Origin of the sequence: Paraburkholderia sp. BR14320 (assembly GCF_040948665.1) — a bacterium.
Taxonomy (GTDB): Bacteria; Pseudomonadota; Gammaproteobacteria; order Burkholderiales; family Burkholderiaceae; genus Paraburkholderia; species Paraburkholderia youngii.
Genome location: NZ_JBFPKG010000001.1, coordinates 323566 through 348050, shown reverse-complemented (window position 1 = coordinate 348050; position 24485 = coordinate 323566). Strand labels below are relative to the sequence as shown.

The 24485-nt window shown below is 61.0% G+C and carries 16 protein-coding genes and 2 pseudogenes; 6 read left to right on the top strand and 12 right to left on the bottom strand.

Translation table 11 applies throughout. The annotated features are described in order from the left end of the window. Nucleotides 1-14: 14 nt before the first annotated feature. Together AB3X89_RS01645 and AB3X89_RS01640 are read left to right on the top strand one after the other, a co-directional pair. On the top strand, nucleotides 15-3596 hold the full coding sequence (locus tag AB3X89_RS01645) for an indolepyruvate ferredoxin oxidoreductase family protein (protein WP_368581499.1): 3582 nt from the start codon (nucleotides 15-17) through the stop codon (nucleotides 3594-3596). Between the two features lie 166 nt (nucleotides 3597-3762). Further along, nucleotides 3763-5046: an MFS transporter gene (locus AB3X89_RS01640; RefSeq protein ID WP_368581688.1), complete on the top strand. Its 1284-nt coding sequence runs from the start codon at nucleotides 3763-3765 to the stop codon at nucleotides 5044-5046. Between the two features lie 125 nt (nucleotides 5047-5171). On the opposite strand, the gene AB3X89_RS01635 is transcribed toward AB3X89_RS01640, so the two are convergent. The 9 genes from AB3X89_RS01635 to AB3X89_RS01595 all read right to left on the bottom strand — a co-directional run bounded on the left by AB3X89_RS01635 (nucleotide 5172) and on the right by AB3X89_RS01595 (nucleotide 16436). Beyond that, the gene (locus AB3X89_RS01635) at nucleotides 5172-6071 is read right to left on the bottom strand and encodes a LysR family transcriptional regulator (RefSeq protein ID WP_368581498.1); all 900 of its coding nucleotides are present in this window, start codon (nucleotides 6069-6071) and stop codon (nucleotides 5172-5174) included. 175 nt (nucleotides 6072-6246) lie between these two features. Beyond that, a complete protein-coding gene (locus AB3X89_RS01630; RefSeq protein ID WP_368581497.1) occupies nucleotides 6247-7536 on the bottom strand; it encodes a DUF3422 family protein in 1290 nt (429 codons plus the stop codon). Nucleotides 7537-7609: 73 nt separating this feature from the next. Next, complete coding sequence (locus tag AB3X89_RS01625) at nucleotides 7610-8872, bottom strand: MFS transporter (protein WP_368581496.1); 1263 nt, start codon at nucleotides 8870-8872, stop codon at nucleotides 7610-7612. Between the two features lie 166 nt (nucleotides 8873-9038). Then, the gene (locus AB3X89_RS01620; RefSeq protein ID WP_368581495.1) at nucleotides 9039-10679 is read right to left on the bottom strand and encodes a GMC family oxidoreductase; all 1641 of its coding nucleotides are present in this window, start codon (nucleotides 10677-10679) and stop codon (nucleotides 9039-9041) included. Nucleotides 10680-10707: 28 nt separating this feature from the next. Then, a complete protein-coding gene (locus AB3X89_RS01615; protein WP_368581494.1) occupies nucleotides 10708-12219 on the bottom strand; it encodes an aldehyde dehydrogenase family protein in 1512 nt (503 codons plus the stop codon). 616 nt (nucleotides 12220-12835) lie between these two features. Continuing rightward, nucleotides 12836-14077, bottom strand: coding sequence for an MFS transporter (locus AB3X89_RS01610; RefSeq protein ID WP_368581493.1), 1242 nt, complete (start codon nucleotides 14075-14077; stop codon nucleotides 12836-12838). 173 nt (nucleotides 14078-14250) lie between these two features. After that, entirely contained in the window at nucleotides 14251-15372 is a 1122-nt protein-coding gene (locus AB3X89_RS01605) for a porin (protein ID WP_368581492.1), read from the bottom strand. A 247-nt stretch (nucleotides 15373-15619) separates the two neighbouring features. After that, entirely contained in the window at nucleotides 15620-15985 is a 366-nt protein-coding gene (locus AB3X89_RS01600; RefSeq protein ID WP_368581491.1) for a hypothetical protein, read from the bottom strand. Then, nucleotides 15975-16436 carry a hypothetical protein gene (locus tag AB3X89_RS01595; RefSeq protein WP_368581490.1) on the bottom strand — a complete coding sequence of 154 codons (462 nt, stop codon included), beginning with the start codon at nucleotides 16434-16436 and terminating at the stop codon, nucleotides 15975-15977. Before AB3X89_RS01595 ends, AB3X89_RS01600 begins: the two co-directional genes overlap by 11 nt. 302 nt (nucleotides 16437-16738) lie before the next feature. Here AB3X89_RS01595 and AB3X89_RS01590 point away from each other — a divergent pair, with 302 nt between their 5' ends. Further along, nucleotides 16739-17443: a GntR family transcriptional regulator gene (locus AB3X89_RS01590; RefSeq protein WP_368581489.1), complete on the top strand. Its 705-nt coding sequence runs from the start codon at nucleotides 16739-16741 to the stop codon at nucleotides 17441-17443. A 189-nt stretch (nucleotides 17444-17632) separates the two neighbouring features. Here AB3X89_RS01590 and AB3X89_RS01585 read toward each other — a convergent pair whose 3' ends face one another. Continuing rightward, entirely contained in the window at nucleotides 17633-20125 is a 2493-nt protein-coding gene (locus tag AB3X89_RS01585; RefSeq protein WP_368581488.1) for a glycogen/starch/alpha-glucan phosphorylase, read from the bottom strand. 764 nt (nucleotides 20126-20889) lie between these two features. Between AB3X89_RS01585 and AB3X89_RS01580 the strand changes: the two genes are divergently transcribed. Next, nucleotides 20890-21438 (top strand): aspartate carbamoyltransferase, encoded by a 549-nt coding sequence (locus AB3X89_RS01580; RefSeq protein WP_368581487.1) that lies wholly within the window; start codon nucleotides 20890-20892, stop codon nucleotides 21436-21438. 685 nt (nucleotides 21439-22123) lie between these two features. Here the strand turns inward: AB3X89_RS01580 and AB3X89_RS01575 are convergent. Further along, nucleotides 22124-22756 (bottom strand): CGNR zinc finger domain-containing protein, encoded by a 633-nt coding sequence (locus AB3X89_RS01575; RefSeq protein WP_368581486.1) that lies wholly within the window; start codon nucleotides 22754-22756, stop codon nucleotides 22124-22126. Between the two features lie 70 nt (nucleotides 22757-22826). Here AB3X89_RS01575 and AB3X89_RS01570 point away from each other — a divergent pair, with 70 nt between their 5' ends. After that, the gene (locus AB3X89_RS01570; protein ID WP_368581485.1) at nucleotides 22827-23783 is read left to right on the top strand and encodes an EamA family transporter; all 957 of its coding nucleotides are present in this window, start codon (nucleotides 22827-22829) and stop codon (nucleotides 23781-23783) included. 8 nt (nucleotides 23784-23791) lie between these two features. Here AB3X89_RS01570 and AB3X89_RS01565 read toward each other — a convergent pair. Beyond that, nucleotides 23792-24041, bottom strand: a pseudogene (locus AB3X89_RS01565) (3'-5' exonuclease); the annotation flags it as partial. 35 nt (nucleotides 24042-24076) lie between these two features. Between AB3X89_RS01565 and AB3X89_RS01560 the strand changes: the two are divergent. Continuing rightward, nucleotides 24077-24458: pseudogene (locus AB3X89_RS01560) on the top strand (integrase); the annotation flags it as partial. Nucleotides 24459-24485 lie beyond the last annotated feature (27 nt).

Here is a 24485-nt window from a genome sequence, read left to right as displayed (position 1 = left end):
GACGAGTAACAGCAATGAATGCCCCACTCTCAGAAGCAAACCGTGAGGCCATGGCGGCCGTCACCCTCGACGACAAGTACGCGCTGGATTCCGGGCGTGCCTTCATGAGCGGCGTCCAGGCGCTCGTGCGCCTGCCGCTCGTGCAGCGCGCACGCGATGCGCAAGGCGGCCACAATACCGCCGCGTTCATCTCCGGCTACCGGGGCTCACCGCTCGGCACCTATGACCAGGCGCTGTGGCAGGCCAAGAAGCACCTTGCGAACAACCATGTCGTGTTCAAACCAGGCGTCAACGAAGAACTCGGCGTCACGGCGGTTTGGGGCTCGCAGCAGCTCGAGTTCGACCCGGCGAGCAAAAAATACGATGGCGTGTTCGGCATCTGGTACGGCAAAGGCCCCGGTGTGGACCGCAGCGGCGACGCGCTCAAGCACGCCAACCTCGCGGGCACCGCGCCCCTCGGTGGCGTGATCGCGCTAGCCGGAGACGACCATGTCTCCAAGAGCAGCACGCTCGCGCATCAGAGTGACCACACGTTCATCGCTGCCGGACTGCCGGTGTTCTTTCCCGCGAACGTGCAGGACATCCTGGACCTCGGCGTGCATGCCTTCGCGATGAGCCGCTTCAGCGGCTTGTGGGCGGGCATGAAGACCGTGCAGGAAGTGGTCGAGTCCGGCTCGTCGGTGCTGACTGCTGTCGACCGGGTGGGCATCCTGCTGCCTGAAGACTTCGCGGTGCCCCAAGGCGGCCTGCACATCCGCTGGCCGGACGACCCGCTCACCCAGGAAGCCCGGATGATGGAGTACAAGTGGCCGGCCGCGCTCGCCTATATCCGCGCGAACCGGCTCAACCACAATGTCATCGAAGGTCCGAATGATCGGCTCGGCATCATCGCGAGCGGCAAGGCCTACAACGACACGCGCCAGGCGCTGATCGACCTTGGGCTCACCGAAGAGCTGTGCCGCGAGCTCGGCATCCGGCTGCACAAGGTCAGCGTGGTATGGCCGCTCGAGCCTCAGGGTGTGCGCGAGTTCGCGCGCGGCCTGCGTGAAATCCTCGTCGTCGAGGAAAAGCGCTCGCTGATCGAACAGCAGTTGAAGGACGAGCTTTATCACTGCAACCCGGATACACGGCCGGTCGTGCTCGGCAAGTACGGTCGCGCCGACGGTGAAGACACCGGCGGCGAATGGAGCCACGGCAGGCCGGGCGACGACTGGCTGCTGCGCGCGAAGGCCGATCTCACGCCCGCGATGGTCGCCAGGGCGATCGCGGGGCGCCTGAAGAAGCTCGGCGTGCCAGCGGACGTGGTCGCCCGCATGGACCAGCGCCTCGCGCAGATCGACGCGGCCGAACGTACCGCCGCCGAAGGCGCGAGCGGCGGCGCGGACCGCCTGCCATGGTTCTGCCCCGGCTGCCCGCACAACACCAGCACGCGAGTTCCGGAGGGATCGCTCGCCACCGCCGGGATCGGTTGTCACGGCATGGCGGTGTGGATGGACCGCTCGACCACGTCCTGGTCCCAGATGGGCGGCGAAGGCGTGTCCTGGATGGGACAGGCGCCGTTCAGCAAGCGCTCCCACATGTTCGCCAATCTGGGCGACGGCACGTATAACCACTCCGGGCTGCTCGCCATCCGACAGTCGGTCAATGCCGGGGTCAACATCACCTACAAGATCCTGTTCAATAGCGCCGTGGCGATGACGGGCGGCCAGCCGGTCGACGGTCAGCTCGACGTGCCGGGCATGACCCGCGAGCTTGCCGCCGAAGGCGTGAAACGCACCGTAGTGGTAACCGATGAGCCGGAGAAGTACGCGGGCGTGACGGATCTCGCGCCCGGCGTCACGGTACGCCATCGCGATGCGCTCGATGACGTGCAGCGCGAGCTGCGCGAGCTCGAGGGCGCCACCGCGATCATCTACGACCAGGTCTGCGCCACCAAGAAGCGTCGCGAACGCAAACGCGGCACGATGCCCGATCCGGAAAAGCGGGTGATCATCAACGAGCTCGTGTGCGAAGGCTGCGGTGATTGTTCGGTCGAAAGCAACTGCGTCGCCGTTCAACCGCTCGAGACCGAGTTCGGCCGCAAACGCCAGATCAATCAGAACACGTGCAACAAGGACTTTTCCTGCGTCAAGGGTTTCTGCCCGAGCTTCGTCACGGTCGAAGGCGGTCAGCTCAAGAAGCCCGCGGCAGCGCGCAGCGCGAAGCTCACCGAGATGCCGGCCCTGCCCGAGCCGACGCTGCCCGACGCTGCCATCGCGCGGCGCATCCTGGTGGCCGGCGTGGGCGGTACGGGCATCGTCACGATCGGCCAGGTGCTCGGCATGGCGGCGCACCTCGAAGGCAAGTACGTGACCACGCAGGATGCAACCGGCATGGCGCAGATGGGCGGCGCCACCTGGAGCCACATCCAGATCACGAGTGACGACAATGCCCTGCACGCGACGCGGGTCGATACCGCTTCGGCCGATCTCGTGCTGGCTTGCGACACGGTGGTGGGCGCGAACAAATTCACCCTGTCCACCATGCATCCGGGGCGCACTTATGTCGTGCTCAATAGCCACGTGACGCCAACCGCGGCTTTCGTGCGCAATCCCGACTGGCAAGCCGGCACCGACCAGTCCATCGCGGCAATCCTGAACGGGGCAGGCCCTGGTCAAGTCGGCGTTTTCGACGCCGAGCGCATGGCCACGCAACTGCTCGGCCAGTCGATCTACTCGAACCTGATGCTGCTGGGCTACGCGTGGCAGAAGGGCCAGGTGCCGCTTACGCGGGCCGCGCTGATGCGTGCGATCGAGCTCAATGGCGTGCAGGTCGAAAGCAACAAGGCTGCCTTCGAGTGGGGCCGTCATTGCGCGCACGACCTCAACAGGGTGCCGGTGCGCTCCGCTGACGCCCAGGTGATTCAGTTCGCGAAGAAGCCGTCGCTCGCCGAGTTCATCGAGAAGCGATCGGCGTTTCTGGTCGGCTATCAGAGCCGCGCTTATGCCGCTCGTTACGAAGCGTTCGTCGCAAGAGTGCAGGAGGCCGAGAGCCGCTTTGGCAGCGATCGGCTCAGCAGAACCGTCGCGCGTTACCTGTTCAAACTGATGGCCTACAAGGACGAGTACGAGGTGGCGCGCCTGCATACCGACGCGGCATTCACGATCAAGGTCGCGGAGATGTTCGAGGGCGACTACAAGCTCGTGCATCACCTCGCACCCCCGCTCCTGTCGAAGCGCAATGCGAAGGGCGAGCATGTCAAGCGAGCCTTCGGACCCTGGGTTCGTAGCGCGTTCCGCGGCGTGGCAGCGTTCAGGGGCTTGCGCGGAACCGTCGTCGACCCATTCGGATACAGCGCCGAACGACGCACCGAACGTGCGCTGATCGGCGAATACCGCGCCTGTATCGAGGAACTTCTGCGGACGCTTTCGGAGGACAAGCTCGAACTGGCGCTGGAGATCGCGGCCCTTCCCGAGATCATCCGCGGTTACGGCCACGTCAAGGCCCGCAACCTCGATGCCGCACGGGTTCGCTGGGCAGCTTTGATGTGCCAGTGGCGCGATGGCGAACGCGCTCCGCAACGAACGTCCGTCGCGCTCGAACAAAGCGCCAATTGAGTGAAGCAACCTGCCGCGGCCTGATGCGCTCATCGGGCCGCGGCCCGCTGGGACGCGGCTTCGCCGGTCCCTTCAGCCATCACACAGATGCTGGCTGACACCTGACAAAAACCCAGGAGACACCATGCCTCATCATCGTTCCGTCATCAGCACGTCTTCGCCGTCGATGATTTCAGCCGTCTCATCCGGCAAACCGTTGTCGAAACCGTGGGCCATTGGTGCAATCACGGTTGGCAGCGGTCTCGAACTCTACGACTCGGTCGTCTACAACTTCTTTGCCACGCTGATCGGCCCACAATACTTTCCACTGACCGACCCTCTCGGCCAGTTACTGTTCTCTTTTGCCGCCTTCGGCGTCGGCTATCTGATGCGACCGATCGGCGGATTGGTGATCGGCGCCTACGCCGACCGCGTCGGCCGCAAGCCTGCCGTGGTGCTTACCCTGTGGCTGATGGCGTTGAGCGCCACGATGCTAGTGCTGGCACCAACCTACGCCCAGATCGGTCTGGCCGCGCCGGTCATCATGACGATTGCACGTCTGCTTCAGGGCTTTGCGATTGGCGGCGAGATGGGACCGGCCAGCGCGATGCTGCTCGAATACGCCGACGATAAGTCACGTGGGTTCTATACGAGCTGGCAGCCGTTCAGCCAGGGGCTCGCGGCGATCTTCGCGGCGCTCGTCGCCCTTTCGTTGACCAATTTCCTGCCGCAGTCCGCGCTGTCATCCTGGGGTTGGCGCGTCTCGTTCGTGATCGGCATTCTGGTGATTCCGCTCAGCGTGATGATCCGGTCACGTCTGGACGAGACTCTGGTTCCGACCAAGTGGGGCGAAAGCGATGCGATCTCGCACCGCCGCCTCGTGAAAGAACACCGGCGGGAGCTGCTCGCCAGTGTGCTGCTGATGATTGGACTGGCATCGGCCGTGCATATCGTTGTTTTCTATCTTCCCAACTACGGCGCGATCCAGCTTCATCTGCCGCTTTCGCAATCGATCTGGGCGGGCTTCGTGGGCTCGGTGGCGCTCACCCTGCTCTCACCGTTCGCCGGCTGGCTCAGCGATCGCATCGGCCGTAGAAAGGTCGTGTGGTGGTCGCGCGTCGCGATGCTGGCGATGATCTATCCGGCGTTTTACGCGCTGAATAATCTGCACTCTCTGACTTGCCTGCTGATCGTCGCCGGCTGCCTTGCCGTACCAATGGCCATGACTTCCGCCTCGACCCTGGTGCTGGTCAGCGAAGTGCTGCCGCAGCGGCTGCGCGCAACGGGATTGTCGGTCAGCTATTACGTTGCCGTCGTGATCTTCGGGAGCTTCTCGCAATTCTTCTCGACCTTGCTGATCCATTTGACGAAGGACGCCAACGCCCCCGCTTACTATGTGATCGGCTGTGGATTGATATCGCTCATCGGTCTTGCGATGGTCCACGAAACGAAGGGACGCCGGCTCGCATAGTTTGCGACGAACTAGCGCTTGTCTGCTCGCATACCGACACAGGCGAAGCTGCCCGCAAAACCGCCACCACCCCGCTTGTGTTGAACAAGCCAACGGGCGGTGGCGGTTTTCAGCTATCCGCCTTCTCAAATGTGCGAACTTAGTCGCTGAACCAATCGATTGGCGGCAGGGGAAAGCTGCCGCCCAGCACGCGTGATCAGATGAGCCTCAGGACTCTGAAGCAAGCGGTTCTCCACTGGCAAGGCCACTAACTCACCGGCGGCGATTTCGGGTGCAATGGAAATCGGCGTGAGAAAGGTGAAGCCGAGATTGCTCTTTGCGAACAGCTTGAGAACGGCGACTGAATTCGTCGTGATCACTGGCGTAAGCCGGACCTTGTCGACCAGCATCGCCGCATCGACCAACCGCCGCGTGCCATGCTCCGGGTGTGTCAACGCGACCGGATATGAAAGAAGATCGTGAAGCGTGACCGACTCGACTTTTCCCACCAGAGAAAACGTCGGGGAAACGATCGCATGCATCGGCTGACGCGACTTCACGCGGGTCACGATTCGGGCGTCCGGCGTCGGGTTGAACACCAAACCGACATCCGCTTCGTCCTCCGACACCCGGCGCATCACCTCGTTGGTGCTGCAAAGATCCAGCGTGATTGAAATGTCCGGATAGGTCTCGCAGAACTGCTTGATCGGTCCATCGACCATGGTGGAGGCAAACCCTTCACCCATGACGACGGTAACCAGTCCTCGACGCAGCCCCCTGATTTCCTGAAGCTTCGACACGAGATCAGCCTGATTGGAACGCTGCTGGCGAAAATACTCGACGAGCAGCGCACCGGCCTCGGTGGCCTTGACGCCACGCTTGTCTCGCTCCACCAGCTGCATCGCGAGTTCCTGTTCCAGCAAGGCGATCTGCCTGCTGACGGCCGAGGGCGCCAGGTCGAGATGCTCGGCAGCCGCCCGTACCGTGCCGCGCCGTACGGCTTCGTACAGGTATCCAATGCGGCTTTCGTTGATTGCACCGTCCATTCTGTGTCCTCGCGCATTGGACAAAGGCTTTCGGGCTTGCGATTCATTGTCGCATTCTGGGCCGTCACAATGCAACGCGTGTTCCGGCGCAGGTGGGGCGCTTGCGTCAGCTTCATCCACCTTCCGAAATGAAGCTCGTCGCTTTGCGTCGGCGAACGACGGGAAGCTCATGGCGTCATTCCGAAACCTGGCGACCCACGGCCATGGGCTTTCGATCGCCGCGCTTCTTATGCCTCGTGACCATCAACACCGACAATACGACCGGGACGATCAACAGCCCTTCGACCAGTTCGGGATCGAGCGGCAGCGCGGCCGCGTGAAGTGACTTGAGCGCCGCACCCGCGAGCGACAGCACATAGTATGAAACAGCTGCGACCGACAGCCCCTCGACCGCGTGCTGGAGCCTTAGCTGACTGCGTGCCGTCTGATTCATGCCTTCGAGAAGCCGCGTCGTATCCTCCTCCTGCGCGACATTGACGCGCGTGCGCAGCAGCGCGACCACCCTCGCAACACGCGCCGCGAACTGCTCCTGCCGGGTCCAGACCGCGTTGCACGTTTGCATCGCCGGGCCGAAACGGCGTTCCATGAACTCGGCGATCGTCGGCATACCCTCTATCCGTTCCTCCCGCAACTCATGAATGCGGGCTTGCACGAGACCCTCATAGGCCCGCGACGCGCTAAAGCGTGGCGCCGACCCGGCGAGCGTCTCGACTCGCACAGCGAGATGCGTCAGGCTCACCAAAAGTTCCGAATCGCGGTATCCCCTTTCGCTCTGATCCATGGTTCTCATGATCGGCACGAGTGAATACTGGAGTTCGTCCAGCGCCATGCTCATATCGCGAGCGACCGGCAACGCGAGCAAGGCCATCATCCTGTAGGTCTCTATTTCGTAGAGACGTTGAAGGAGCCGTCCGCTCTGAACTTCACGCAAGCCTTTGTCGATCACCAGGAAGCGTGAAAACCCGTCGCTCTTGATGGTCCAGTCGCAAAACACCTGCGCGCTTCCGAGCACATGACTACCCACCATCCCAGACCCATCGATCCATCTGTTTGCATTGTCGGACGCGTAAACGGCGGCCTCGCCCGACACCAGTTCGGTCCTGACGGCGACGAATTGCTTCCCCTTGATTGCTTCGAACCACGCAGACGGCACGTGTTCCGTCGCAAGGTCCGAGAAGTAATCGGTATCATCCCGGCGGGCTACGAAGGTAAAGGTCGAGAACTCGGTGTGTCGTTCCCATTTCAGCTGCTTGTCGTCGCTCCACCGGAACGAATAGTGCTTGGTATCGGCAATGGGCTCGGCAATGCCGGTGAGCCGGCACAGGTGCCTTAAAAGCGCTTCGTGAATCGTCGCTTCGCCGTCGGCATAGACCGCTATATGCGTCAATGACACCGACCCACTGATCCGCAGAAATGGCCGTGCGTGCAGCTCGTCGGCCAGCGTGGCTCGTAAGGGATGATCCATGGGCAACTCGCATACTTCGTCAATCATGAGCTGGACGGCACGCCGAGCGCGGTGCAAGCAGGCAAGACCGTGATCAGGCTTTCGAAAGGGAACTCGCGACCTCGCCCGTAGCGGGTTGTCCTGCACGCCGATAACGCCCAAGCGTAAGAGTCAGCACACACGCAACCAGCAAGATGCACGGCAAGATCAGGAGCGGCAAATCGTAGTTGCCGTGCCGGTCGAAGTAGCGGCCGATCGCCACCGGGCCGACCACAGCACCAAGGCCATACCCGCAGAAGCAGATGCCGTATAGCGTCCCGAACGAACGCAGACCGAAATAGGAGCGCACCAGGTACGAGATCAGATCGCCCTCCGCACCGATCGTCAGTCCGACCAGGGCCGCCGCCATCATCAGCGTCGGAAGTTCGTGCGAACCACGCAGCATGAGAAGACCAATCGCGCCGGACACGAAGAACACGCAAGTGACGAACGGCGCATGCATACGGTCGAGCATCAGACCGGTCAGAAGGCGCCCCGCGAGCAAGCCGGTTCCGAGCATCGACGCACCGCGTGCGGCATCGGCCGGGCTGAAGCCGCGATCGGCGAGCATGGTCGGCAGGTGCGGGACCAGGGCCAGCGTGCACGACGAACCAACCAGGAAAATCAGCCAGATCGCCCACAGTCGATAAGTCTTCGCCGCCTGGACGAGCGACAGACCGTCCGCAGGTTCGACATCAACCCGCCGCAAGCCGCGCGGCGCGCGTCTACGCTCCCTGATCAGCAGGCATGCCAGCAGCGTGAGCGGAATCGAGCCGGCCCCAAGCGCGACGTAGGCGGCTCGCCAACCGAATTCCGATACCAGCATTTGCGCGAGTGAAGGCATCAGCGTCGTACCGATGCCGAGACCGCACATGGCCAACGCAAGTGCCAGCCCGAGGCGACGGTCGAACCACTGCGGCAGTACGGCAAGATAGCCGACAACCGAGACCGCGGCCCCGAAGATGCCGACCAAAGCGGACAGCCCGACCCAAAGCATCTTGTCGCCATTCTGCAAGGCCATGCAGATGACGGCGAAACCGTAGGCAACGCCGAGCGATGCCACCACCCGACGCACGCCGAATCGATCCATCAGCATGCCAACCAGCGGACTGCCGACGGTGAGCCCCATCATCGAAGCAGAGTACGACAGGGACGCCATCGAACGACCCCATCCGAACTCTCCTCCCACTGCTCGCGCGAAAATACCTCCAGCCGCATGAAACGACGGCGTCAAGCCGGCGAACATGCCCAGTGCAGCACCTAGCACAACCGCACAATACGTCCACCTCCCGATTGGGCGGTCATTTTTCCGATCCATGGTGTCTCCTCCGTGGGCGGCCCGCCGGCCTTGGTGGCGGCTGTGGCTCGCAGCATCAGTTACGATGTGAATGGAATGTCAATCGTCAGGTCGCCCCGTCTGAACGCCACGCGTATCGGGCAGTTCGACGTGTGACGGGCTTCAGCGCATTGCATGCTTACTGGGATCAGACTGCTCCCGATCTATGTGCTGCCATCACGAGATCAGCGGCCTTTTCACCGATCATGATCGACGCAGCATTGGTATTAGGCGAGCACATCGTCGGCATCACCGAGGAATCGACGACGCGCAAACCGATGACGCCCCTGACTCTCAATTCTGGATCGACCACGGCCATTGCGTCCGTGCCCATCTTGCAGGTGCCGATTGGATGCCAGCTCGTCTGACCAGACTGACGGATGTACTGCAGTAGCGCGTCGTCATCCTGGACATCGATTCCCGGGCGCGTCTCCCGCGCGACGAACTCCGCCATGCCGGGCTGCCTGACGATTTCGCGCGACATCCGCAACGCTTCCAGCATGACCCGCTTGTCCGCCTCGTTGCTCAGGTAGCGTGGCTCGATGACGGGCGCATCCAGCGGATTCCGGCTGCGCACGTGCAAATGCCCGCGCGATTCAGGGCGTAGCTGGAAAAAGCCGACATTGAAGCCCGGGAAGGAATCGAGTCCGAATCCCTTGCCGGCGTACCGGTCGGCGCCGCTGAGGTGGCCGATCTGAATCTTCACGCTCGGCCGGGCATCATGAGGTCCCGAACGCGCAAGCGCATGGGCGGAAACGGACGGCGTTCCCATGATTCCGCGGCGGGTCAGCAGGTAAGCCAGTCCCATCCGGCCCTGGCGCCAGCGGCTGTGCATGATCTCGTTCAACGTAACCGGCTGCGTGCACGCATAGGTAAGGCGTGACTGCAAGTGATCGATCAGGTTCTCTCCGACACCGGGCAAATGCTGTTGAACCGCAATTCCCAGAGCGCGGAGCCGTTCCGCGTCGCCGATGCCGGATAGTTCCAGCAATTGCGGCGACTTGATCGGGCCAGCACTGACGATCACCTCGCGCCTTGCGAGGGCGCGACGTGTCTGCCCGCCCTGCGTGTATTCGACGCCTGTCGTCCGTTTGCCGTCGAACAACAAATGCGTGGCAAGCGCCTCGGTGACGAGGTGCAGGTTTCGATGCGGGCGACCACGCAGATAGCCCGCTGCCGTGCTGCAACGTCTGCCGCTGCCGGTCGACAGTTGCAGGTAGCTGACGCCTTCATAGGATGCGCCGTTGTAGTCCTCGGTAGCGGGGATGCCAGCGCTCCGGCATGCGCTGATGAACCCATCACTGAGCGGGTTCGGGCTGACCTGAGCCACCGACGACACCTGAATCGGTCCGCTTCTGCCACGGTAAGCGTCCTCGCCGAACGCGACCGCCTCGAGCCGCCTGAAGTAAGGCAGCAGCGACGCATAGTCCCACCCTCGATTGCCGAGTTCGGCCCAGTGATCGAATTCTGCCGGCTCACCGCGCACATAGATCATGCCGTTGACCGAGCTCGATCCGCCGGGCATGCGTCCGCGCGGCCAATAGACCTTCTGGTCGGCCAGATCTTTCTGCGGCTCGGTGGAAAACTGCCACACGTATTTGTCGTTCTGCAAAAGCTTGGCGACACCGATCGGAACCTTCACCCAGAAGTCCCGATCGCGAGGGGCGCCGGCTTCGAGCAACAGGACCGTCCCTGCGTTGCGCTCGGCCAATCGCGTAGCGAGCGTGGCACCAGACGATCCGGCGCCGATCACCACATAGTCGAAAGTCTCAGTGTGTACCGTATTCATGATCGGCTTGATTCTCCTTTTCCTTCGCTCAGGCGCGACCGAACGGGGTGACTGCCGAGGCGGCCGTCTGAACCCAGACACTCTTGGTCTGCGTGTACTCGTAGAGCGCCTCGATGCCGCTCGTGCGTCCGTATCCGCTGTTCTTGTAGCCGCCAAACGGCGAACCCACGTGAATCGAGCGGTAGCTGTTGATCCAGAAGGTTCCCGCGTCCACCTGTGCCGCCACACGGTGTGCTCGTGCGACGTCATTGGTCCACACGGCGCCCGCCAGACCAAACTCGTTGTCGTTGGCGATGGCGATCGCCTCTTCCTCGGTTTCGAACGGAATCGCCGCGATGACGGGACCGAATACCTCGGTGCGCGCGATGTCCATGTCGTTCGAGACGCCCGTGAATAGCGTTGGGGGTACGAAGTATCCTTCGTCGCCGAACTTCGTCGTCCCAGCGGCAAGGTGCGCGCCTTCCTCGACGCCTCTGGCGATCATTCGCTTGATGTGCTCGAACTGATTCCGGTTGTTGATGGGGCCGATCTCAGTGGTGTTTTCAAGGGGATGCCCAACGCGCAGCTTGCGCGCACCGTCGGTGACCTTGCCGACCACCTCGTCATAGACTTTGCGATGCACCAGCAAGCGTGATCCCGCCGTGCAGCTCTGCCCTGCGCCCGAAAAGACCGCCACTTGTGCGCCCGCCGCCGCCTGATCGAGGTTGGCGTCATCGAACACGATGTTGGCTGACTTGCCGCCGAGCTCCAGGATGCACGGAATGACTCGCTTTGCCGCAGCTTCGGCGATTCTCACGCCGGTTGCGGGCGATCCGACGAAAACGACCTTCTTCACGGCATGGTCTGCGATCGCCGCTTGAGCGGTGGTGTGACCGTACCCTGCCAGAACATTGATCAGGCCCACCGGCACGCCGGCTCGTTCCGCCAGCATCGCGATCGCGAGCGACGTGAACGGGGTCAGCTCGGACGGTTTGAGCAGCACGGCGTTGCCGACGGCGATGGTCGGAGCCACTTGCCACCCAAACGACAGCATCGGGATATTCCACGGTGCGACGTGCAGAATCGTGCCGTACGGCTCGCGGCGAGTGTAGTTCAGATGCGTGGTCGGCACAGGGATCACGTGGCCATAAAACTTGTCGGCCCACCCTGCATAGAATTCGAACATTTCCGCCACCATCTCGGCTTCGCGGCGGCTATCGCGAATCGGCTTGCCGGTCGAAATCGCTTCAAGGCGAGCGAGCGGCTCGTTGTGCTCCCGCACTTTGGCCGCGACGGCGTAGAGAATTCGGCCGCGCGCGGCATGCGTCATGCCCCACCATTTCTTCTGCGCTTCCTGCGCGGCGACGCACGCCTGCTGCGCGCATGCCGCGCCGCCGTCCCGATAGCTGACCGATTTTTCTCCGCTGGCTGGATCGTATAGCTGGATCTCGTCGCCGGTGCCCGGAATGAGTCTGCCGCCTACATAGGATCCGATCTCCGTCGCGCCGGGGAAAAACTCAGCAAATGCTTCGAACAAACCTTCTACCGTTGACTGCTCCATCAGTACGCTCCGATCAGATGTGGGTTGAATCTCTCGCTCACAGGCTGCGTTGGTCGTTCGACCGCTGCTATCGAACGCTGCCAGTCACTGTTTGCGTTGAATGCCGAAGCAGTATGTTTTGAAGAGGGGTGTCGATCAATTAGACAGGTTGAGCAATCGTGTTCTAACAAAGAGAACACCTCTGCTAGAGCCCCACGCGGCGGCGCGCTCTAACGTCGGCAGGTGGCCGCGGCACTGCGCGCTGACTGCAGGTGTCCGCGGAGTTTCAGGCGGACGCGAGGCATCCGCGTGTGCTCCGTGAACGGGTGCTATCAGCCTGGAATTTGCTCGGTGGGGTGAACGTCGCCCGCGCACTGAATTTCAACGGCGCGGGGACAAGGAATGCGAGCAGAACGGATGGCGCTGTCGCATCTGCGAGCCGGAAAGGATCGGCAGCAGATGGATTTTGAATAGCAAAGAAGCGGCGACTCCCTTTGCGAAGGAGTTTTGTCAGGTACGAGGCACCGTTGAATCAGCGCCGCGATCTGGCCGAAGTTTCGTATGTGACGCTCCGAATCATGCAGCCGATCGGGCTTGCGATGCGTTTGACGTAGGGGCGCCGACGCATCGCCTTGCGTTACGACGCAACCGCCTCGATGCGGCCGCTGGTCCCCGGATAACGTCCGAGCGTCAATATCAGCGCACACGCACCAACGAGGACGCACGGGAGCACGACCAGGAGCAGATCGTAACTACCGTGCCTGTCGAAATAGGCGCCGATGCCAAGCGGGCCGACGACGGAGCCCAGGCAATATCCCGAGAAAGCGATTCCGTACAGGGTGCCAAACAGGCGCATTCCAAGATACGCGCGCACGAGGTAGGAAATCAGGTCGCCCTCGGCGCCAATCGTCAAGCCGATCAGCGCCGCGGCCAGCAACAGCACCTGATAGTCTCGAGAGATATGAAACAACAGGATGCCGGCGGCGCCACCCAGAAAGAACAGCACAGCGACCAGAGGAGCATGCACATGATCGAGCAATACCCCGGTGAGGAGTCGGCCCGCCAACAGGCCCACTCCGAGCATCGAAGCACCGCGTGCAGCGTCTTCCACGTTGATGCCCCGATCGATGAACATGCTGGGAAGGTGCGGCACCAGTGCGAGCGTACAGATCGACCCCAGCATGAAAGTCAGCCAGATCGCCCACAACCGGTAACTCTTCATCGCCCGCCCGAGCGTCAGTCCTTCCGCACGCACCGGTACGGTTGAGCGCTGATCTGGCGCGTCGATCCTGTGCTCCCTCAGTAGCGAACAGGCCACCAGCATCAAGGGCAGCGACGCGCCTCCGAGGATGACATAGGCCGTACGCCACCCGAAATGGGTCACCAGATATTGCGCGAAAGTCGGCATGACCATCGACTCAACGCCGAGACCGCACATAGCCAGTGCGAGCGCGAGGCCGAGACGACGATCGAACCATTGTGGAAATACCGCGAGGTAGCCCAATACCGAGACCGCCGCGCCGACGACTCCGATCAGCCCGGAGAGTCCGATCCACATGATCTTGCTGCCGTCCTGCTTCGACATGCAGATGACGGCGAGGCCGAAAGCGACGCCAGACCAGAAGATGACGCGCCGAATTCCGAACCTGTCCATCAGCATGCCGATGAGTGGACTGCCTATAGCCATGCCAAGCAGCGTAGCCGAGAACGACAGCGACATTTCCATCCGGCCCCACCCGAACTCCGCCGCGAGTGGCCGGGCGAAGATGCCCGGTACCGAGTTAAACGACGTCACGCCGGCAAACATGCCGATTGCCGCGCCGATCACGATCGAAACATAAGTCCACCACCCGATGGAGCGGATACCCTCGCGATCCATGCCATTCCTCCTGGATCCAAACCAACGTTTCAGCGACGCAATAAGCGTCTATTACATTCGGCGTGAATCGACTGCCCTTATATTGCGCCGGTTGCGGCTTGCACAGGTGGTCACGCGCCACGAGAACGCCCGGCAGCACCACCCCCGTCGCCCGGCGCCTGTAGCCTGGGGCCTCAAAACATGTGACGAATGCCGATCTCCGCACCGAACTGATTGCCGCCAGGAGCCGGCGCGGCAGGCACCGTGCTCGCCGCGGAGACGGAATAGATGCCGCCTTTGCCGTTGTTCTTCAGGTAGGAGAGCACGCTGTATACCGCAGTGCGTTTGCTGAAGTTGTAGTTGACGCGCACCGTACCAAGGGTGCCGTCGGCATCGAACGCAGTGTTATCGATCCGAGAAATCTGCGCTTCGAACGTCCAGGCCTGATAGGGGTAGGTCGCGCCAAGATATTCGAGGTCGGTAGTGGCCGATTTCACGTCCCCCTGAATGCGCCGGTGCAGCCACCCGGCGCCCAGTTGCACAGGCCCGACGAAGAGCTTGGCTGCAACCTGGTACCGCCGATCAGTATCCGATGACTTCGTGAAAGCGATGCCCGGCAAGCCGGGAACTACTGTGACGGGTGCCGCTCCCGCTCCACCGCGCTGCTCGTCATAGGTTGTCGCGATGCCCCAAGCGTTAGCGTCATACTTGAGCATGGCGGACACAGCGCGACAGGCCAGAAAGTCATTGCCGCTCTGGCCCGGGCAGTTGCCTGCCGGACTCGAATCACGACCGAACGAATAGCTCGCCCCCACGGTCAAGCCAGCGAATGTGCCCAGATACACCACGTCGCTATCGAAACGTGCCGCCAGCAGGTAAGGATCGAACGAAGCCAGACCACCCATCCCGCCTGAGCCAAGGATATTCGAATCATACATTCCCCAGGTCGTCATGCTGTACTGGCGCCCGAAGGAGAGTTGCCCCCAAGGTCCAGCCAGGCCGGTGTAAGCCTGCCGGCCGAACAACCGACCACCCTGCTGCAACGAGCCGTTCGACATCGAGAATCCGCTCTCCAACGTGAAAATGGCCTTCAACCCGTTGCCGAGGTCCTCCGAACCTTTGATGCCCCAGCGCGACGCCGCGTCACCACCGCCAATCACCGGCATACGCACAACAGTCCCTCCGGTCGACGTTGCATGCGTGATGTATTCGACACCGGTATCGACAAGCCCGTACAACGTGACCGAGTTTTGAGCAAACACCGGTACCGATGTCATCGCGCAAGCCGCAAGGGCGGCTATCTTTGTCTTCCTCATTTCATCTCCTTTTCTGTGGAAGGCAAATCACCTTTCACCAATGATCATGAATTTGCGGGTGCGCCGGGGATCACGCGTACGGAACGGAGTCCATACATCGCGATGCCTTCCTAACGCATCCGTAGTACGCCGAATCAATTGATTGGTATTTACTGATTTACCTCGCGGCTGAACTACGTCCAGCGATAACGGGACCACCCGTGTCGATGGCGTTTTCTCCATCGCGTGTGGCCGCGAAAATGACGCATCAAACGACGTTTTCTGCCTTGCGACGAATGACCGACAGCAATTCGAGCGCTCGATCCGCCGCAGCCTTGGCGCCCGGCCGGTTTCCGCGCACGTATGGCGGACGCAGATCTTCGATTTCGGAAAGCGCCTTGACCATCTCTTCGTCAGCAACACATAGACGCCGGTACTCGTTCACCGTCAGCAGATAAGTATGAAATACGTCGGCGCCAGGACCCGTCGCACCCGTTCCATGCAGAACTGCGTTCAGCCAATGCGTGCCTGCCAGCATCGCCCCCTCGATCTTCATTTCGCAGTCGTCGTCGGCGCACTTCTTCAGGGATCGCTCGATGCGCCGCGCAGCTTCGAGATGTTTTTCAATGTCCATGCGCGTCTCCTTGCAGGCGCTCATTCAAAAGCCGCTGGCACCGCGCAAGCGCTGCGTCGCATTCGGCGACGATGGCTGTCGTCGGTACCACGCCTTCACGCACGCATGGATCGCGGTATCGTTCTACAGTCTCCATCAGGTGCATCATCGATTCGATGTCTTCCGGTATCGCAGCCTCGATTACCGGGCGACCTACATGCAGGATGTCGCCGAGCGGTCGAACTTCGGTCGTCAGCGAGCCGTCGGCGTGGGGAACGAGATAAACCCCCGGTTGTGTCGGATGGATGTCGTCGCTCGCGGTAACCCCTGCGCAATGGAGCGCGGCATTGACCGCATGGGTGCCTGCGGTCATGCCGGCCCAAAACCAAAGTTCGAAGTCGACGAGCGGGTCAAAGCGATTGCGCAGCAACTCCAGTCTCGCGATCTTCTCCAGGTGGGACTTCACATTCATTTGCTCAAAACCTCCTTCCGCGTGGCCCAGCACATTGCGTCTCCAATGTCTGCAAGATACGGCGCGTCGCACAGGCGAGTCAACACTTCTATATAGGAGTTAAGGGAAACTCCTATATAGGACATTATGATCAGACGGCAAAAGCTCTTGATTTAGATAAAATTAAGCATTACATTCATGCATAGGACTGGCGCCTGATACGGCGCGTGAGGAGTTCGATGCTCCAGCGGCAGGTCCCCGAGTACATTTCCCGCGGTTAGGGAGTTCGTTCACGGGGATTTCAACGCAGTGTTTGGAAAAAAATGACAAAACTATCCATGGTGTCGGAATCGATCATCCGGCACATCGAAACTGGCGACCTTCGCGAGGGCGACCGGCTGCCCTCAGAGGGCGAACTGGCGGCCACGCACGGCGTGAGCGTGGGCACCGTCCAGAAGGCGCTCATGCAACTCGTGCACTCGGGACTCATTACACGCGAACAGGGCCGCGGAACATTCGTGTCGGGCGCGCGCGTGGCCCCCGCGGACGTTCGCTATCTCCGCTTTCGCGATGCCGACGGTAATGACTTGCCCTCCTATGTTCATCCGCGTTCAGTGAAACGCCTTAAGCGCAAGGGGCCCTGGTCCGACTTCCTCGGAGGCGAAGGCTACGTCCGCATCGATCGTGTCATCAGCGTGGCTGGCCGGTTCGATCTGTATACCGAGTTCTGGATGCGTGATGAGGATTTCTCGGAACTGGGCGGACTCGATCGCGCTGCGCTCGAACGAAACTTGCGAGAACTGGTCGCCCAGCGTCTGTCATTGCCGACGCAGCATGTCGACCAGTGGATCAGGTTTGATCCGCTGCCTGACGTTGCCGCGAAAGAGTTGAAAATTGCAAGTGGCCAGCCAGGGTTCATCATGGAATTGCGCGGATATACGCTGCGTAACCGTCCGCTTTATTTCCAGACAGTCTATTCAGGACCGTTCTCCGACCGGCTGGTCGTTATGCGGGAGAGCGGCCAATGAGCCCGCTTGGTTTTGGCGCGAGTTCGACCGAACCAGGGGAATTGCCCTCGGCCGCCTCGCAAATGAAGTTCGCGATGAGAACGCGCCGAAATATCGAATGATTGCATCATGGCCCGGCATTTTGTCGGAGCGCCCGGCGAAGGCCGCTCAGCAATGCTTGATGGCGGGATAAGCCGGCCTCAATTAGGGTTAGTCAAGCGCGATCCTGACCGGAGAAATATTCCAGATCCGCTCACAATACTCGCCGATCGCGCGATCGGACGAAAATTTCCCCGAGCGTGCTGTGTTGAGGATCGACATCCGCGTCCAACGTCCCGGATTCTGCCAGGCGACGCTTACAAGTTCCTGGCACGCCACATATCCAGCGTAGTCGGCCAACACCAAAAACGGATCGAAGTTGCGCAGGTTGTCCACGAGCGGACGGAACACCTCCCGGTCGCCGCGCGAGAAGTATCCTGACGAGATCAGGTCCAGCGCTTCGCGCAACTCCGCATTGCCCTCAACGTGAACTTCAGGGTGATAGCCCTCGCGTTTGATACTCGTCACCTCTTCAGCGGACAAACCGAAAAGGAAGAAGTTTTCCTCGCCCACCTCCTCACGGATCTCGATGTTCGCACCGTCCAATGTTCCGATCGTGATTGCGCCATTCATCATGAACTTCATGTTGCCGGTTCCGGATGCCTCCTTGCCAGCCAGTGAAATCTGCTCTGACAGGTCGGCAGCCGGATAGATGAAATGGGCATTTTTGACGTTGAAATTTGGAAAAAACACGACCTTGAGCCGCCCCTCCATTGCCGGATCGTTGTTGACTACTTCGGCCAGACCTGTCATCAGACGAATCATCAGCTTGGCCATCGTGTAGCTCGGTGCCGCCTTGCCGCCAAAGATGAAACAACGCGGCACCACGTCTTGCTCCCGGTGGCGGCGAATACGCTGATAGAGCGTAATGATGTAAAGCAGATTCAGGTGTTGCCGCTTGTATTCATGGATGCGCTTGACCTGGATGTCAAACAATGCATCGGGATCGACAACGATGCCCGTGCTATTCCGTACGAGCTGCGCAAGATCCGCCTTATTGCATCGCCTGACGTGACGCCAGTCGTCCTGGAAAGCCGTGTCGTCGACGTGGGACTCGAGTGTGCGAAGACGCGCCAGGTCGGTTACCCATCCCTCGCCCACCGTCTGGTCGAGCAGGCGCGCGAGACGCGGATTGCCCAGCAGCATGAACCGGCGCGGTGTGACGCCGTTGGTTACGTTGTCGAACCTCTCAGGCCACAATTCGGCAAAGTCGCGCAGCACTGTCTGTCTCAGGAGCGTCGAATGCAGTGCGGCCACACCGTTGATCGCGTGACTGCCGATTGTCGCCAGATGGGCCATGCGGATCTTCTTCTCGCCGGTTTCGTCGATCAGCGACATTCTCGCAATACGCGCTTCGTCGCCGGGATAGCGTTGCCGGACCTCAGCGAGAAACCGACTATTGATCTCGAAAATGATCTCGAGCGGGCGCGGCAACAGGTTGCGAAAGAGCGGCAAACCCCATGTTTCCAAGGCCTCGGGCAGCAGCGTATGGTTGGTGTAGGCAAACGTGCGCTGTGTGATGTTCCACGCCTGCTCCCAGGGCAGGCGTCGCTCGTCCACGAGCAGACGCATCAGTTCGGCGACCGCGATCGACGGATGCGTATCGTTCAACTGCACGATGAACATTTCCGCGAAGCGTTCGACCGGCTCGCGCCTGCGGTCGAGCAGGCGCAGCATGTCCTGCAGCGAGCACGAAACGAAAAAGTATTGCTGTGCAAGGCGCAGGCGCTTGCCGGCGTCGGGTTCGTCGTTGGGATAAAGCACCTTGGACAGCGTTTCGGAATTTACCTTTTCCTGCACGGCCTGGTAATAGTCGCCAGCATTGAAGTCGTGCAGGTCGAAGGACTCGACAGCCTCACTCTTCCAAAGCCGCAACGCGTTGCACGTGTTGACCCGGTATCCGAGCATTGGCATATCGCAGGCCACGCCCTTCACCTGGTGCGCCGGTATCCAGCGCACGCGAAAGCCGCCCTGCGCATCGAACTCATATTCTGTATGGCCGCCGAAAGAGACATAAAAGTTGACGTCGGGGCGCACGAACTCCCATGGATTGCCACGCTGAAGCCACTTGTCGGTCACTTCTGCCTGCCATCCATCACAGATTTCCTGTTTGAAGATGCCAAACTCGTATCGAATGCCATATCCGATTGCCGGAATTTCGAGCGTCGCGAGCGAATCCAGATAGCAGGCAGCCAGCCGCCCAAGCCCCCCATTGCCGAGCCCGGGCTCTTCCTCGATCGCCAGCAGCGTATCAAGCTCCTGGCCGAGCGCCTGCATGGCGGCGCGCGTGTTGGCTTCGATCCCGAGGTTGACGAGGTTATTGCCGAGTTGCGGTCCAATCAGGAATTCAGCGGAAAGATAACAGGCAACCCTTAGTTCCCGGGCGGTGTAGCCCTCGACGGTTGCCGCCCAGCGCCCCAACATGCGGTCGCGCACGGTATGTGCAAGGGCCATATACCAATCATGCCCGGTGGCCAAGGCAGGATGGCGGCCTTGCAGACAGATGACGTTCTCGACAACGCCATGCCGCAGCGCATCGACATCCAGCCCACTGCGCGCGTCGCCAGCTCTCTCCTTTATGCCGAATCCTTCAAGAGTGCTCATGTTGCTTCCTCCGCGAGTTGCGGTCGGTTCGCGATCTGCGAAGCTGCATCAGCCGCACGGGCATTTCAATGGCGTCCCATTTAACTCACGCAGTGGGTCAGGTAACCGGACGGCGTTTCTGACCTGAAAACGAGAGCCCGCGTGCAGCGGTCGCTAGCGACAGTCCCAGAAGTCCAGACCAGCGGCCTATTACCGCCAAATCTAGTGCGCGGAGTTGAGTTTCGACCTTCGCTTCTGCCTGGCAGAGGAGGCCAAACGTGTATGGCGAACGCCCAAAGTCCAGTGCGCAGCGCCGGAGCGCGCTGTGGTTCGGTTCAACTTATCCGCTCATAGGTATCAACGGTATTTTACGTTCACGCGTATGGCACATGCACTCGCGATCGCGAGTCTTGGTTGAGTCGATCCAAAACAGGGCCGATCAGTCGATGGCGCGATCAGCCGCGACATTTGGTATGCGTACGCGCGTCACTGCGGTGCTTCAAGTCCACCCACTACGGCGAATCGTACGGTCGCCCCACTCAAGGGCTGCTAACGTTTACGGTTATTCGACGCCTGCCTTCATTCACATTGCTGTGAGCGTGTCGCGGCGCCTGCGGACAGGCGTCGCTCCCTGCCGGATACGTCGGGGTCATGTCGACCCACCGCCGCCTTTCGCGCCAATGCAAGGGCTATGGCCGGTTGCAAGCCCGAAGGGACGTTCGCCAATACCGGAAACGGACATTGAACGCTAGACTATGCGTTCTCTATTTCGATTGGAGCAACTCATGTCACGCCCGTCGGCGGTTGTTGTCGCGGTCTCGACCGCGGTCCTTCTCGGAATAGCTGTTCTTTCGTCGCCCGCTATCGCCGACGTTACGGCACGCCAGAGGGAAGTGGAGCAACACGGCACGGAGGTGATGCCGTTCTCCCTTGCGGCCACCACACACATCTTTACGAAGACGGCCGACGGCGGAATCCAGCAGGTCGTCACGAAGCATCATGATCCGAAGCAGGCCGCCATGATCCGCGGACACTTGGCCATGATCGCCCGGCATTTTTCGGAGGGAGATTTCAATGCGCCGGAGCTAATCCACGGCAACGACATGCCGGGCCTAGCCGTGCTACGTACCGCGAAGCCGGGCGAACTGACGATCCACTATCACGACTTGCCCGATGGAGGCAAAATCGTATATCACGCGGACGAGCCTCGCCTCGTCATGGCGCTGCACGAATGGTTCGACGCCCAGTTGTTCGATCATGGCCACGACGCGATGGCAGGGCACGATCCAAGCATGACGCACCATCATCCGGCAGACGCCTCGACAGCGGAATAGATAGCGCACACGATCAGGATGCCAATGATTGGCCGGTCCGATTTCCCGCTCGGTCAGTGGCGGGTCAGCGCCGGACCTTTAACTTGTTACGAATTCAAAAGTAAGCGCCGAAGGGCCGCTCGTGGCCGGCAGCACGCATTCGTCCGCGTCGCCGGAAAGCATCCATTGAAAACTCCATAGTCAGCTCTGGAAACAAGTTGGCAGAACTGCGCTCGCGTTGCGTTGGAAAGTCCGGTGACGACGCCTACGCCGACAAGGTTATCTGGTCACGAATACCGTTCCAGACCATGAGGTCGACTGATCCATCACCTTGTCGAACTTGATGATCACCGACACGACACGCAGGGAAAACCGTGTATAGACTTCGACGTTGATATCCAGCGCCGGCAACGGGATCGAAGGCGGAATTCGAACTCGCCGGCCTAGCGAAGCTCAGCCTCCTTCTTCTCGCGGAAGCGAACGGCCACTCTGCCTTTCGAAGAAGCCGTTCACCCCGTTCTTGTCACCTTCGCCCAGCCGCCTTCAACGGACTCTGCTTCTGCATGCTCAGCGACGGCCGCTTCATCAACCGGCAGGCGATGCCAGACGACACGTCACACCGGAATCGTTTCGCCCTAGCCGCCGATTGTTTTGAGCAACACATTTCTTCACAGATACCTGCGACGCATGCCATCGTTGTAGACGCTCAGGAGGATTCACGCCCCCGCGCGTAGTTACGCCTTGCTTTCGCGCAATTGCCGCAATCCCCCATCGAACACCAGCGCCTGTTTTGCGCACGGCTCTCATCGACGAAAAGCCATCCGCAGCCGCGCGCGTCTTCGCACTGCTTGATCCGTTTCGCGCGTGGCCCCGTCAGGAGCCCCAACGCCGAGACGACGAATGGCCTTATCAACGCCGCGGCGCGCAACGCGTTCGCGTCCCATGACCAGACGTACCTACCGTTTCTGTGCAGCAGCGTTGCGCCCGGCGTGTCGACGCTGAGCAATCGAAACAGCAACGACAGGTCCGCCGGCGTCTTCTTTTCCCTCGCGGCTCCGTAGAGGGCGGCATAGATCGCCTCGCGGGCTTCGATCGCAAGCCGGTATGCGTTGTCAGCCGCCCTGGGATCGCTCTTCCATTGGGCGCGGTACGCACGCAGCAGGCCATCGTCGACCAGCCGCTGCTCCCTCAGCACAACCAGCAATGAGCGGGCGGACTCGAGCCGCTCCTGAGGCTCCCCGGTTAGTCTCCATGCGACCGTATTCACGAACGGTATGCAAGGGTCCTCGGTGACGACGAATGCGCTGCTCGCCTGTGACGCGGTGTTGACCATGCTCATAGCCGACTCCTTGCAAAATACCGACCGTAGTCTAACCTGTTAACCGGTTATGTATTAGTGGAAAGCGCCAATGCGTGTACGCTTGCTCATCGCGTTTTCAATCATCTACGTCGTCTGGGGGTCGACGTATCTTTGCGTCGCCATCGCGTTGCGCTCGTTCCCGCCACTGATGCTGATGTGCATCCGCTGTCTGGCCGGCGGGACCATACTGCTCCTTTGGGGTGCCTTGCGCGAACGCGACCCGCTGACGCCGCGAACGCTGCTGCTGGCAATTGTTTGCGGACTCCTGTTTTTCGTAGGTTGCCATGGAGTATTGGCGCTCGCGCAGCGGCATGTGCCGTCCGGACTTGCCGCGGTCATGCTCGCCACGATCCCGTTCTGGATCGCCCTGCTGCGCTTCCTGCTACCGGGTCGACGCGCGCCCTCGCGGTCCGTATGGCTCGCGCTCGGCGCGGGCTTTGCCGGGGTAGGCGTCATTGCCTGGGCTCCCTCTTCGTCGGGGGCTATCGACGCGTTTTGGCTCGCCGCGCTGTTAGGCTCGAGTCTTTCGTGGGCGCTCGCAACCGTCGCCGCGCAAAACTTCGGCGGCACGAAACAAGGCCTGAGACTTTCGGGGATTGAACTGCTCTCAGGCGGCGTCGTGCTTGCAGCGCTGAGCGCAGGAGCCGGCGAAGCGCAGCTTTTCCGACCGGATCGAATCTCAGGATCCTCGCTCGTCGCGTTGGCTTACCTGACGATAGCGGGTACTGTCGTTGCATTTTCGGTGTACGTGTGGCTGCTCGACCGTGTTCAACCGACGTTGGTCGCAACGTACACGTTTGTCAATCCTGTGGTGGCGGTCGTGCTAGGGTGGCTTTTTCTGGACGAGCAGCCGAGCATGGGGATGCTCATTGGCGCGCCGTTGACGATCGGCGCGGTATGTGTCGCATGGCGGCTGGAACAAAGAAACCCCACCCGGCGGACACAGAAGCGCCGCGATCTTGTCGCATCGTCACTTTCGCGGGGCGGGCAGGACTGCGATCGCTAATCGTCGCGTCGCGCGCGGGTCATTGCTACGTAGAACAGTCGCCGCTCTTCTGGCTCGGTTGATTTGGGACCGGAACGATGGTCTCTTCGGAGCGTGTGATCCAGACTTGGTCCCACTCAAGCTCCTTCGAACTGTTCATCGTCGTGAGCATGAGCACGTCGGTGCCGGCTCGTTGTTGTCCTGGCGAAAGGACAGCAGCCGCTCGGCAAAGGTGTCGTTCAAGCGTGAGATGACGTCACACGTCGCCTGGATGGTGCGGATGCCGTTTTCCTTTTTGGTGTGCTTGAGCATCCCGGGTGCGAGACGTCTGTCATGAGGAGCACATCGCCAGCCGGGCGACGATCATGCAGCAGAAGACACAACGGCCGGTACAGTTTGAGATTACCGAGCAAACCCGCGACAGCGTGATGGCATAGATACGGCACGCGGGGCTGCATGGAACCGGCTTCCTGTTCCCGAGCCGAATTCACGAGTCTCCTCACTTGTCAACGCGACAATATGCGCGGCTGGGGCCTCGACGACACCGCTGACGGTGCGCATACGATGCACCGGACCAAGGCGTCGTTGATCTATCGTCGCACGAAGAATCTCCGCGCTGTCCAGTTGTTGCTCGGCAACACGAAACTTGAAAGTACAGTCCGCTACCTTGGCATCGAGGTAGATGACGCACTTGAAAGGCGGAACAAACAGGCGCACTTCCAG

Excerpts from the sequence above, each read along its gene's own strand:
- AB3X89_RS01600 (WP_368581491.1), bottom strand. The coding sequence starts at position 15,985 with ATGGACATTGAAAAACATCTCGAAGCTGCGCGGCGCATCGAGCGATCC.
- AB3X89_RS01570 (WP_368581485.1), top strand. The coding sequence starts at position 22,827 with ATGCGTGTACGCTTGCTCATCGCGTTTTCAATCATCTACGTCGTCTGG.
- AB3X89_RS01625 (WP_368581496.1), bottom strand. The coding sequence starts at position 8,872 with ATGGATCGGAAAAATGACCGCCCAATCGGGAGGTGGACGTATTGTGCG.
- AB3X89_RS01575 (WP_368581486.1), bottom strand. The coding sequence starts at position 22,756 with ATGAGCATGGTCAACACCGCGTCACAGGCGAGCAGCGCATTCGTCGTC.
- AB3X89_RS01630 (WP_368581497.1), bottom strand. The coding sequence starts at position 7,536 with ATGGATCATCCCTTACGAGCCACGCTGGCCGACGAGCTGCACGCACGG.
- AB3X89_RS01610 (WP_368581493.1), bottom strand. The coding sequence starts at position 14,077 with ATGGATCGCGAGGGTATCCGCTCCATCGGGTGGTGGACTTATGTTTCG.
- AB3X89_RS01635 (WP_368581498.1), bottom strand. The coding sequence starts at position 6,071 with ATGGACGGTGCAATCAACGAAAGCCGCATTGGATACCTGTACGAAGCC.
- AB3X89_RS01580 (WP_368581487.1), top strand. The coding sequence starts at position 20,890 with ATGTCACGCCCGTCGGCGGTTGTTGTCGCGGTCTCGACCGCGGTCCTT.
- AB3X89_RS01640 (WP_368581688.1), top strand. The coding sequence starts at position 3,763 with ATGATTTCAGCCGTCTCATCCGGCAAACCGTTGTCGAAACCGTGGGCC.
- AB3X89_RS01620 (WP_368581495.1), bottom strand. The coding sequence starts at position 10,679 with ATGAATACGGTACACACTGAGACTTTCGACTATGTGGTGATCGGCGCC.
- AB3X89_RS01615 (WP_368581494.1), bottom strand. The coding sequence starts at position 12,219 with ATGGAGCAGTCAACGGTAGAAGGTTTGTTCGAAGCATTTGCTGAGTTT.
- AB3X89_RS01605 (WP_368581492.1), bottom strand. The coding sequence starts at position 15,372 with ATGAGGAAGACAAAGATAGCCGCCCTTGCGGCTTGCGCGATGACATCG.
- AB3X89_RS01585 (WP_368581488.1), bottom strand. The coding sequence starts at position 20,125 with ATGAGCACTCTTGAAGGATTCGGCATAAAGGAGAGAGCTGGCGACGCG.
- AB3X89_RS01590 (WP_368581489.1), top strand. The coding sequence starts at position 16,739 with ATGACAAAACTATCCATGGTGTCGGAATCGATCATCCGGCACATCGAA.
- AB3X89_RS01595 (WP_368581490.1), bottom strand. The coding sequence starts at position 16,436 with ATGAATGTGAAGTCCCACCTGGAGAAGATCGCGAGACTGGAGTTGCTG.
- AB3X89_RS01645 (WP_368581499.1), top strand. The coding sequence starts at position 15 with ATGAATGCCCCACTCTCAGAAGCAAACCGTGAGGCCATGGCGGCCGTC.